The sequence below is a fragment of the Paenibacillus ferrarius genome (genome assembly GCF_002027705.1).
GTDB lineage: Bacteria > Bacillota > Bacilli > Paenibacillales > NBRC-103111 > Paenibacillus_E > Paenibacillus_E ferrarius.
Window position 1 is genome coordinate 49,205 of sequence record NZ_MBTG01000004.1, and the last position, 12,315, is coordinate 61,519.

A 12,315-nucleotide genomic window follows, 5' to 3' on the forward strand; every position below is an offset into this window, starting at 1 on the left:
CGAACCGGAATCGCATAATCAGCAGTAAAACACGAGCAAGATTTCGATGAAACGGAACTACGATCCGCTATTTGTGACAAAAGTGGGGAAAATGAAGGTGTAGCGGAACTACGTTCCCTTATTTCCTCCAAAAACACGATAATACCTTGAAAGTCTAACATCAAAACCACCCAAATAGAGGAACACAGTTCCTCTTCAGCAGAAATTCCGCCGATTCCAGCAAAATAGAGGAACGTAGTTCCGTTTGAATGGACTTGGCATCATCCAGCAGGGCTAATATGACTTCCTTCGGAATATCTTCACCGGTGAATTGATTAACGCTCCAGCATTCACTTATCGATATAGAGGCTGACAGGCCGCTGCACAACGGTCAAAATAAGTAAAAAACCTAGCCCCTTGGGCATAGGTTCGCAATTTTTCACTCGAGCAAATATTTCCACGCTACACTCTTTGCAACCGAATGAGAGCACTGTCATAATCACCTGTTAACTTAGGATTCAAGCCCACATGCATCAAGTTTTTACCTTTGAATCGAACCGGCTCCTGCTCCAAGCCATGCACCAAATAATCGGCATTCGGCTCCAAGCCCTGTAGGCTTATACTCGGCAGCGAATTGCCAAACTGCTGCGCATGCAGAAATAGAAACACAACCGCTTCGCCCCCGTCCTTGCTTACATATTGAACGGCAGCCACATCCGAATCTCTCAGCGATCGCAAGCGATACTGATGACCCGCCATTATGATGTGTCTAATTTCTTTATACTGGGCAATATAAGCGGCAGCTTCTTGCATTTCCTCCTCCGACCACAGTTTCAAGTCGGCCCCAATCCCGAGTCCTCCCATCATGGCGCTGTGGAAGCGAAAGGCCAGCGAAAGGCTCCTTCCGTTCAAGCTGTGCGGCGACTCAGTAACCCAGCACATCATCACTTGCGGACTATACACGTAAGCAAAGCCCTCCTGAATACGCAGGCGATCAAAAGCATCCGTGTTGTCGCTTGGCCATACCTGATCGGCATATCGAAGAATGCCCAAGTCGATTCTGGAGCCCCCGCCCGCGCAGGATTCGAATTCGACATGGGGGAATTTTGTCCTCAGCTCAGCCCAAATTTCGTACAAGCTCTGCACATGCTTCACCCATACGGCATGATAAGGATTCTGGATATCATCGGCTGTCCCTGCTTCTGTCAAGGTGCGATTCATATCCCATTTGATAAAAGTGATGCTGTAGCTGCTCAATAACTCCGTCATGAAATCGAGAATATACTGCTTCACTTCCGTCTTGCCCAAATTAAGCAGCAATTGATTCCTTTGCAGGGTGCCCTCTCTGGTCGGGAATTGATACACCCAATCCGGATGCTTCCTGTACAGATCGCTATCAGGATTGACAGATTCAGGCTCAACCCAGATGCCGAAGTCCATGCCAAGGCTGGTGACTTCATCAATCAGCTCCTGAAGCCCATTCGGAAACTTCTCGGCATTCACATGCCAGTCCCCCAGACCTGCCTGATCGCTGTTTCTGCTGCCGAACCAGCCGTCATCCACAACGAAAAGCTCTACGCCAAGCTTCGCAGCCGATCGCGCCAGCTCCATTTGCCCTTGGGCTTCCACTTGGAAGTACGTCGCTTCCCACGAATTATACAGTACCCTGCGATGAGCCTGCGAAGGAAAAACGAAAGCTCGCTGATAACTGTGAAGCTGCCTGCTCATGTCACCGAAGCCCCGCGAAGTATAGCCGCCGATGAAAGACGGGGACGTTATGCACTCCCCACCTTGCAGCAGAATCGGACAGTCAAAATCGTTCATGCCGCCAACAACCCGCACATGATTAAAGTTGGTTTTCTCCGCAACGATTTTCCAGTTGCCGCTCCAGCCCAGAACGCCAAACCACACCTTGCCGGAAACTTCGTCTGCCTTCCCATTATCCACAGCAAACCATGGATTCGCATGGGGCCCCGTGAAGCCTCTTCTGGATTCCAAGGTTTTCTTGCCCTCCGACAGCAGGGTGTCTCTGAGCTGAAACTCTCCGGACCATCTTCCCGACACATGAGTCAGACGATAGCTTGGAAGAGTGGGCAAAGACCAGGCTGCGGACATCATTTGCTCGATGACGACTTCCGTGTCGCTCTGATTGACAACCTCGGCAGTCCGTTCAATCAAATCATGCTCGTGAATGACTTTGTAAGTTAAATTGACGATTAGATCGTAATGAACGTCTTTGAGAATTACTCGGAGTGTATCCTGCTCAATCGCAAACCCCGTGTAGGCCAATTTCAAATCTCTGACGCCATCTTGGAACCTAACCTTCAAGCACGGCTCTACATAGCTGCTTCCGCCATGACCGCCGTATTCTTCCTTTTCCCTATCCACTTCTGCGTCAAAGGAACTGTGATGACGGCTTTGCAGAAGATGCGCGCATTCGCGCGCATCAATGGCATCTCCCCAATAAATCTGCTGCAGGACCCCTTTGTCATTCAAGCCAAACACGTAGGAGGTCGTGCGCATTTGAATTTCGAATAATCGCAAGTCTTCATGATAAACTATCGACATGAACCAACACCCTCATCTGTTTATTTCATTTACTTATAGACGGTAAATTGCAAATCGCGATTTCCGCTGTTTTCCGTTGTCCATGTAACTCCGCCATCGATAGAAAGCCTCTCCATCCCATTCGCATAGGGGTTGCTATCGCTATAAGCCATACCAAAATAGTTGTTCGCGGCGGATTCAACCGTCGAAGGCGACCGCAAAATGATGCCGTAATTGCCATTCGCCGTCAATCCGGTCAGCCTCGTATAAATCGGAATTAAGCTGACTGTTGTAGGGAAATTAACCGGCAAAATGGTCGTTGTAAACAGTCGGCTCGTCGGATTCAAGCTTGCATCCAGAGCTACGATGTCGATCGTGAGCGGACCTTTGGGCGATCCGTTCTTATAGCTGTAAATATCAATTCTTGGCACATTCGTTGTGCTTGGCTTGAATACTTGCATACGCTGAATTTGGCCCCGCAGGTCGTGGTAAGGGCTGAAAGATGCGCCGCTATCATCTTGATCCACAACAGCGCCTGAGTTTCCGCTGACTTGAAACGCCTCGAATTCAAATATCGACGGCTCTGCCGATGCGTACTGGATATTCATCCGCAGCTTGGTCGTCGTTACAGCCGCAAAATTAATTTCCTTCTCAAAGCCAAGCTTGTTCCCATTCACAAGGTTGACATAGCTGCTTCCATTCCACGCCTGCAGTTGGTACTGGGTTGCCCGCTGGCCATATTCCTTAAGCGTTACACGGTTCACCGTTGTGCTTGCTCCGAAATTAATTTCCAGCCATTGGTTGCTCACTTGACCGGAAGCGCTGTTCCAGCGGGTCGCCATGCTGCCGTCATTCGCTTTGGAGGCTTCATACCCCACTGACCACAGGGAGGAAGCCGTCGCTGTTTTGCCTAACGATATATTCACAGGCGCTGAGGGCAGTGACGGGTTCGCTGCGGAGATGGCAATCATCGTTGCATCCGCATCAGCGAAGCTTTGCGTGTAGCTGCCTGTAAACGTCCCCAAGCTAATCCCTTTATACAAGTCGCTGACATAATAAGGCGTAGTGGCGCTCAAGCCGAGATCGGCAAAAGTCACTGTCATCGAAGCTCCTGTGTTTGCCCAATTGGAAAGACCTACGATCCGATCCCCATTCGTATCCGTTAGATAAAGCTGGGAAGGTGAATGTTCGCCGCCAGCATAGAAATTGGTCATGCTGACCGGCTTCGCCGCTTTCCCTAATTGGGAAATTTGCAGCAATTTGCTATTTCGAAAAATGTCCATCTTATCATCCGGCACGACAGACAGCTGCTCGCTGACTAGCCAGTGGCCGCCTGCTAATGCCACGGCATTCGTTAACAGCCGGGCTTGATTTTTATCATAACGATTGCTGCCATTGCCAGATAGATTATCGACCATTTCCATATCGCCATCGTTATACTGCCAAATCGTCCCGTTGGAGAACCAAGAGGCAGCGGCATTGAAAGCTTGCCGTTCATACCCTGTATACGTCGTACCGCCGCCAGTCACGCCAAGCTCTGTATCGCAGCCCAATCGGCGGCCATGAGCGAATGCCGCTGGCAGAAGCGGTGAAATCGATTCGTCGATAAAAATCGGACGACCGGCGGCCAACACTTTATCCTTCAAGATTCCCATCCCTAAGCGATAGGCTTGCATGCCATTTTTGGTGCTGTCATAATGATTGCCTTCGTACAAACCGAAATCAAGGAAATCGGCCTTGATATAATCGAATCCCCAATCGATATAGCGCTGAATCGAATCCCGCAAATATTGCTGTGTGCCTGGATGCGTGGTATCCAGCGCATAAGTACCGATATAGGTCGTCTTAAGCGCGCCTGACGTATCCCTGAGAACAGCCTGCCTGAACGTATAGCTGGTATTCGGAATCGTTGTGTCCAAGAAATTGGACTCTACGCTGAATGGATTGATGTAAGTGCCCGCCTTCAATCCTTTGCTGTGCACATAATTGGTGAACGATTTCATCGGATTCTCTCCAGCGACCTTCACGGGCCATTTGGCAGCATTCGGCGTCCAATCGCCATCACCGTTTTCCCAGCCTGCATCCAGATTGACATATTGATAGCCTTTGCTTTGCATATTATTCGCTACATAATCAACCAACGGATACATATTTTCTGCGGTCAAATCATCAAATCGCAAGGCATACCAGCTGTTATAGCCGATCGGAACTCCGCCGCTCCATGTTAGATGAGGTTCGCCTACATTGTACTTGGCTCCAAATTCCTCAAGCCCTGTACGGTAATCTGTATAATAGCCAAGAAAAAACTTATCGCTGGATACGCTCGTTCCGCTTTGCTTGCCGCCATTGTTATAGACCGAGAAGCCCGTTAAATTCCCGTTCGCTGTCGAAGCAGGGGCGAGATACTGCGCGCTGACCCAATTCTTCACTGTTGCCGCGCCGGCAACGAAACCATTTTTGGTCGTATCATCGAACACCGACGTTACCCAATAGCTTGTTCCAGTAAAGCTGCCAAAAGCATTCACAGGCGCAACGCCAAAATCGTTATTGTTCGTGAACGGCGTCGTGAATACTTTCTTATTCGATCCCGCTGCAATCGCAAGATTCTGAGAAGCGATCGGCTCCAAGAAATCGAGCGTCTGGCTCGTTCCCTTTTGCACCTGCATATCTGTTAGAAAGTAAGGGATATCGGCATACAGATAGATGTTTAAAACAATCGTCGAGCCTGAGTTCAAATTGCTCGTAAGCGTCAGCTTATAGCCTCCGGTGCCATATCCATCGCTGCCAATCGATGTCCAGCTTGCTGTGCGTGCAGCCGCATCGTAGGAATTGATTCTCGTTGCGTTTCCCGACACCGCATAATCGGAATAAAAATTCGCAAGAATCGTTATCCCTGCCGAACTGAGATTACCCCGCCCTGTACTCAAATCATACGTAATCGTCAAAGCTCCGTTCGTTGCGGTCACGACTTGACCTGTCTGGGTAATGGATACACTGGCTGCATAGCTTGCAGGCACCAAACCACCTAATAACATGAACACAATCAACATCAGGCCGACATATTTCTTCATCCAAATCCTCCTCCAAGTTTTCTTCAGAAAGCTTGTTTCGCAGGCTTGACTTACCCTTTGATCGCTCCTGCGGTAATTCCTTTGACAATAAACTTTTGCATAAAGAGGAAAAAGACAACGATGGGGATCATGCCCATTACGGCATACGCAAACGCAAGATTCAAATCGCTGCTGTATTGCCCGAAGAAATAATACTGCTGCAAGGGAATGGTGCGGAACTTATCCTTTTGCAAGAAAAGCAGAGGAAGCAGAAAGTCGTTCCAGATATATAGAACATTCAAAACGATCACCGTCGAGGTCACTGGTTTCAACAGCGGGAAAATAATCCGAAAGAAGGTGCCAGGCACCGAGCAGCCGTCAATCTTTGCCGCCTCTTCAAACTCTCGGGAGATTGCCTTAATGAATCCGTTATAGAAAAATACGCCCGTTTGTACGCCCGCTCCGCCATAAATCAAGATAATACCCCAATGGGTATTAATCATATGGAACAGCTTGCCCAGCTTATACAGCGGCAGCGCCGTAATCTGAAAAGGAACCATGATCCCCGCCAAAAATAGCAGAAAAATCAGCTGGTACGCCCACCCTTTGCGTCTTGCAATCGAGTATCCGGCCAGCGCTGACACCGCAACAATCAACAGCACGGAGCCAATCGTAATGATCAGGCTATTCATGATCGCTCTCGGATAATGCGAGGTATTCCAAGCATGAACATAGTTATCCACATGTAATGCTGAGGGAATCCCATAAAACGAGAGGAACGTTTCCTGGCTCGTCTTCAGCGACATGAGAATAGCGACGTAGAACGGGAAGAGAAAGAGCAGTGACAGCAGCAGAATAAAGATAAATACGATCGCATGCGTCTGTTTCACTAAATTTCCACTTCCTTTTTCCTGAAAATCTGCAATTGAATCAAGGTGACCACCACTAAAATGAGGAAAAATATCATCGATAAAGCCGTCGCATACCCGCCCTTAAGCGAGGTGAATGAGGCACGGTAAATAAAGGTGGATAAGACATCTGTCGAAAATGCAGGGCCGCCATTGGTCGTCACATAGACCAGATCAAATACCTTCAAGGCGCCTGTCAGCACCAGCACCATATTGATGGTGACGGAAGGAGCGATCAGCGGCAGCGTCACATGACGGAATGTATGCAGCACACCGGCGCCGTCCATTTTGGCGCTTTCCACCAATTCAGCCGGGATATTCTGCAAGCCGGCGATGAAGATGATCATCGGAGTCCCGATGCCCTGCCACACCGCAATAACAATAATTCCCCACAAAGCATAGCTGGGGTTGCCCAGTGGACTTGTGACATTGTCATTACCGAACAAATGAAATAAATTAGGCAAGCCTTTGCTGTAGTTATAGCTCCAAATAAAACCGGAAAGCACAATGGATATCACGCTAGGCAAAAAGAAAATAGTTCGAAAGATGTTTCTGAATTTCAGAAACTGATCCAGAACAAGAGCAAGCAGCAGAGCTATAACATTGACCAGAAGAGTCAAAATAATGGCATATTTAAAGGTGTTGATCAGCGCTCTCCAGAAGTCGCTATCCGTGACGGCATGCACATAGTTATCCCAGCCGATATAGCGGAACTTATCCGACAAGCCGTCCCAGTTCGTGAACGAATATTTAAACCCCATAGCTAGCGGAACGACCACAGCGAATAGGAAGAGGAGCAGTCCGGGAAGCACAAACAAGATGTACCAGGATTCAAGCTGCCACGTGCGTTTCAAAGATTTCATACATTCCGTCCTTTCTTGACATGGAAAATAGCAGAAAAACCGCAGCATAAGGAGAGTCTGCACGACGAATCAACCTAATGAACGTCGAACAGACCCTTATTCCATTACTTTCCATATTCCATCAACTTACTTATGATTCTTCTCAACCCATGCATCCATATCTTTGACAATCTCGTCAGGCGTCATTTTATTAAAAATAAACTTCTGCAAGTTTTGTGAAAATTGCGTGGACCAATCAATACTTGTATTGGCCACATAAATTTGCGAATTGTAGATTTTGCCAGCGTCAATATAAGGTTTAAGATCGTTGATCGCAGGAGCAATGTTCGTGTTTGTGCCTTTGACATAGCTGAGCAGCTTCGTATTGGTTACCCACGCGTCTCCCCCTTCTTTGCTTCCCATATAAGCTAGGAATTTCAGAGCGGCTTCTTTGTGCGTGGATTTGCTGCCAATAGCCAAGGACGCATCCGGGTTAAACTCCAATTTGTTCTTGGCTTCATCATTGCTGAACGGATAAGGGAAGTAGCCCAGATTATTGTTGTACAGATCCGGGTTTTTCTTCTCCAGATCCGCCAGCGGCCAAGTGCCCATATACATCATAGCGGCATCGCCCTTGGCGAACAGATCAACGGCCCCGTTGTAATCCACACCCAATTGATCTTTATTGCCGTAATCGTACAATTGCTTCACGTGCTCGATCGTCGTTTTCACAGCCGGGTTATCGGCAAATTTGGCGGTACCTTTTTCAATTTTGCTGAAGAAATCCGGTTGATTGGCAACAAGTCCCGTGTTGCTAGGGAAATCGCGCTCTTCCCACATCTTCAGCGTCCAGGCATCTTTCCAGCCAAGCGCAAAAGGCGTTTTGCCCGAATCCTTAATTTTCTTCGCTGCCGCCATCAACGCATCATACGTTTTCGGAATTTCCAAATTCAAATCTTTGAAAATCTTCTTATTGTAGAAAACCGCAATCGGACTGGAGTTAACCGGCATCAGATAGTTCTTCCCATCCGTCGCTTGCTCCTTAATCACATTCGGCTCAAAATTTTTCATGAAAGGCTGATCGGAAATGTCCATTAAATAGCCGCCGTCCGCGAACAATTTCGTTTGGCTTCCCGCATTCAGCGTGAAAATATCAATCACATCGCCGCTCGCCATTTTGGTTTTGAGCAGGGTGTAGTAATCGTCATACTTAACGGGCTGAACCTCTACCTTAATCGTCGGATTCTGCTTCTCGAATTGATCGACAATTTTCTGAATGCCATCCGTAACATCACTCTTGAAATGCATAAAAGTAATCGTGACCGGCTCCGCCGCTTTCGCAGGCGCTTTGGTGCTTGCAGCCCCCGCACTTGGCGCAGGATCAGAAGTTGTAGTGCCGCTGCTGCCGCAAGCCTCTAATATAGTCGTCAGCAGAAGCAGAGTTAACGTCAGGCTTAACCTTTTGTTCATGCAATTTCCCCTTTTCATCCGATAGATGCAGAAGAGCTTATTGTTCTCCTGTGTCTACATTGTAGCTCTCTGCGCCTTGCGCGGTAATCCAATATCTTGTCATGTCGATGTTCACTTTTTTGTACATCATCAGCTCGTTCCGCACGATTCCCGATACTCAGACGGCGTCTGGCCCGTGAACTTTTTGAATACATGGCTGAAATACCGTTGATTCTCATAGCCGACCAATTCGGAAATGTCATTCACTTTGCGGTCAGAAGCGCGCAGCAGCTCACAAGCTTTTTCCATCCGAAGCCGCGTCAAATATTCAATAAAATTCTCGTTCGTCACCGCTTTAAACAGCTTGCTCAAATAGCTGGGGTCCATATGAAACCTCGTCGCCACATCCACTAAGCTAAGCTCTTCAAAATAATGCTTTTGCAGAAAATCCGTGATTTCCTTGACGGGAGAGCCGGCGTCTTGAGCGCCGCAATGTTGAAATGTTTCTGCAAGCTGAGCCGTCATCTTAGCCATGTAGTAAGTTAAGCCCTGAAGCTCCATCATTTGGTGCAGCGCCTGATAATCAAATGGCGGCTGATTAGGAACAGCTATTTCCTTCATACCGCTTGCGATCGTTTCCGACAACCGCGTATACGCATAATGAACCTCTTGAATGCGAATATGCTTGCTGGCAGCAATCCTTTGTACAAAAAGCTCCAGCAAGCTGCGCATTTCCTTGTCATTTTTGCTCACGACGGCCTGCTTGATGGTCTTCATGTCAAAGTTGCTCAAAATCACGCTTTCCGCACCTGACATTGTGGAATTGGCGAAAGAAGCGGACAACCCTGAACCATGGAAAGGATTGTTCCAAACCTCGGCAAGCGCTTCATCGTAGGCTTTGGGCATGGCTTCTATGCCGCTAACCTCCGAGCTGACGCCAATCACCGTATCTATTTTCAACATCCCGCAAGCCGCTTGCTGAAATTCGCTGACAATCTTGCGCATATAGGCCGTTCCATCGTCGCCTATTGGCATGATTACGCATAATTTCATCCTGTCATCTGCCGTAAAAACGAGCGGTGCTTCGCTTTGAATCATTTCAGCGAGCATATTTTCCAAACTAAACATCAGTAAATCGGCGTTGCCATGAAATTTGCTTTCCGCAACCTCCCGAAACTGACGAAAAGCCAGAATGACGACGCAATAAGCCTCGAAAGCTTGCGCTATTTTCAACTCATGCGCTTGCCGCCACATATCGGACTGATTGACAATACGCTCATTGGCGACATGCTGAAGGAACACCTCTCTTTGCAGCTTCCAAACCGCCATCGCATGATGCCGCTGCTGAAGCAGATCCCCGTCTTTGTGAAGCGCCTCGATCGCCTTATCGATCGCACTGCGCAAATCCGTGATCGATACCGGCTTCAGCACATAGTCGCATACCTGATAGGTTAAAGCTGCTTTCAAATATTCGAATTCCGAATACCCGCTGCTGACAATCACCTTGATCTCCTTATGAATCGTAAAAAGCTGCTCCAGAAACGCTTTGCCATCCATCACAGGCATATTCATATCCGTCACCACGATATGCGGCTTGCTGATCTGAATAAGCTGCAAAGCTTCTTCTCCGTGCTTCGCTTCTGCCACGACTTCCACAACAGCGGAAAACTCATCAATTAATTTACGAAGGGAGCGTCTTCCCCACGGCTCGTCATCTACAACCATCACTCTATACATGTCTTGTTCCTCGCTTTTCATACGGAATCGTTATAAACACCGTTGTTCCTTGACCCCGTGCACTCTCGATTTCGATGCCAAACGCAGAGCCATACACCATCTTCAAGCGCTCATTCACATTTTTCATTCCCATGGAAATGCCCGAATACTCAAGCGGTGATCTGATCTTCAGCATATGCTGCAAGGCGATAAGCTCCTGAGGCTCGATGCCGGGTCCATCGTCCTGGACAGCAATCAAGATGCTGCCATCCTGCTTTCTGGCTGACAAACGAATGTGCAGCTGCGTCGTCAACGTTTTGCCCAGTGCATGAACGATCGCATTTTCCACAATCGGCTGAAGGACAAAACGTATCGTTTGGCAGCCCATCAACTCCTCCGCTACGTCAATTTCCGCTTGCAGGAGCTCCTCGAACCGAATTTTTTGGATAAATAAATAATTATTCACATGAAGCAGCTCCAGACTTAGCGTTGACTCCTTATTCCCTTCATAGAAGCTGTATCTAAACATGTCTCCCAAAGCGCTGCACATTTCATGAATCTCATAATCGCCGTTAAGAACAGCCTTGCCGCCAATCGTTTGCAGCGTATTGTACAGAAAATGAGGATTAATCTGTGTCTGCAAAGCAATAATTTGCGCTTCTTTATTACGCAGCTTCATCTCATATTCCGATTCGATCAAATCCCTAATTTTACGCGTCATGAAATTAAAATTCCTAGACAGCTCCGAGATATCGTCATGCCAATCGTTCACTTTGAGCGAAACCGAGAAATCCCCATTCCTCACAACCTTCATCATATGGCCTAATCGGTGGATTGGCTTCGTTATAAATTGCTGCGACATCAAAGAGAATAAATAGATAAACGAGATGACCACAAATAAAGCCAGCAGCGTAATATCCAAAATGTATTTGCGATTTTTATCCAATTCCGTATTGGGATACACAATATTAAGCTGAACGTTCCCATGATCCAAATAGGAAGTATCAATCAAGAGATCGTGCTTATCATTAAAATTCAATTCATGTTTGACTTTGCTTACAGGAAATTCAGGTACAGAGTACTTTTTGATCTGCTCCTCATAGATGCTGCTCGTTTGATAGAAGGTCTCTGCCTGCGAGTTCTGCAAAACAATAACATTCGGGGAGCGGTTATACGACTCCAGCCTTTTCTTAAGATCCCTGCTTTGCACAAAAAAGAGCACAGTTCCGATCTTATTGCGATAAAAAGGATCATAAATCGTGACCCCATAAACAAAAAAGGAGCGGTCCAACTTAGCATCTTGGTACGTCGTCATAAACGTATGTTGAAAAGGCAAGTCCAACAGTTCGTCGGAATGCGGAACGCCATTCCCCAACTGAATGGCATCGTACGTGTCGGCCTTCGACCAGCTCTCTTCGAGCTTGTTTTTCTTGCCGTAGATCATGATCTTGATCACATCTTCATTCTGGCTTTGCAGCAAACGGTAATAATTACTAAGCGAATCTCTCACATTAATGATGTCCGCATTGTTGTAATCGCTGCCATTCTCCATTAAGTTCATGATGCTTTTGAACCCGTATACTTGCAGCGCAGAGTAGGAGAAGCTGTTGAAGTACTTATTCAAATACTCGGACAAATAACCGGCATTCTGATCCGCGTTGCGAACCATCGTTTTCTCCAATAGCTGGGTACTCGTTTTATAAAAGATCAGGGCTAATAATAGCAAAGGAATCAGCGAAATCACAACGTTAATCCAGACGATTTTCGTTTTGATGCTTCGATTCAAAAATAGTTTAATCATGCTGCCGCCCCCTATAATCCATT

7 protein-coding genes are annotated in these 12,315 nt (G+C 47.4%); all 7 read right to left on the reverse strand.

All coding sequences use genetic code 11. The features are described from left to right. Positions 1-441: 441 nt before the first annotated feature. Positions 442-2,547 carry an alpha-galactosidase gene (locus tag BC351_RS05585; protein WP_079409743.1) on the reverse strand — a complete coding sequence of 702 codons (2,106 nt, stop codon included), beginning with the start codon at positions 2,545-2,547 and terminating at the stop codon, positions 442-444. 29 nt (positions 2,548-2,576) lie between these two features. After that, positions 2,577-5,597, reverse strand: a complete 3,021-nt coding sequence (locus tag BC351_RS05590) for a discoidin domain-containing protein (protein ID WP_079409744.1) — start codon at positions 5,595-5,597, stop codon at positions 2,577-2,579. 50 nt (positions 5,598-5,647) lie between these two features. Then, positions 5,648-6,466: a carbohydrate ABC transporter permease gene (locus BC351_RS05595; protein ID WP_244208895.1), complete on the reverse strand. Its 819-nt coding sequence runs from the start codon at positions 6,464-6,466 to the stop codon at positions 5,648-5,650. After that, positions 6,466-7,347, reverse strand: coding sequence for a carbohydrate ABC transporter permease (locus BC351_RS05600; RefSeq protein WP_079409745.1), 882 nt, complete (start codon positions 7,345-7,347; stop codon positions 6,466-6,468). The genes BC351_RS05595 and BC351_RS05600 overlap by 1 nt, the downstream gene beginning before the upstream one ends. A gap of 126 nt (positions 7,348-7,473) precedes the next feature. Then, complete coding sequence (locus tag BC351_RS05605) at positions 7,474-8,796, reverse strand: ABC transporter substrate-binding protein (protein ID WP_079409746.1); 1,323 nt, start codon at positions 8,794-8,796, stop codon at positions 7,474-7,476. Positions 8,797-8,925: 129 nt separating this feature from the next. Further along, positions 8,926-10,512: a response regulator transcription factor gene (locus BC351_RS05610; protein WP_158081987.1), complete on the reverse strand. Its 1,587-nt coding sequence runs from the start codon at positions 10,510-10,512 to the stop codon at positions 8,926-8,928. Next, positions 10,505-12,292 carry a sensor histidine kinase gene (locus BC351_RS05615; RefSeq protein ID WP_079409748.1) on the reverse strand — a complete coding sequence of 596 codons (1,788 nt, stop codon included), beginning with the start codon at positions 12,290-12,292 and terminating at the stop codon, positions 10,505-10,507. Before BC351_RS05615 ends, BC351_RS05610 begins: the two co-directional genes overlap by 8 nt. Between the last annotated feature and the right edge of the window lie 23 nt (positions 12,293-12,315).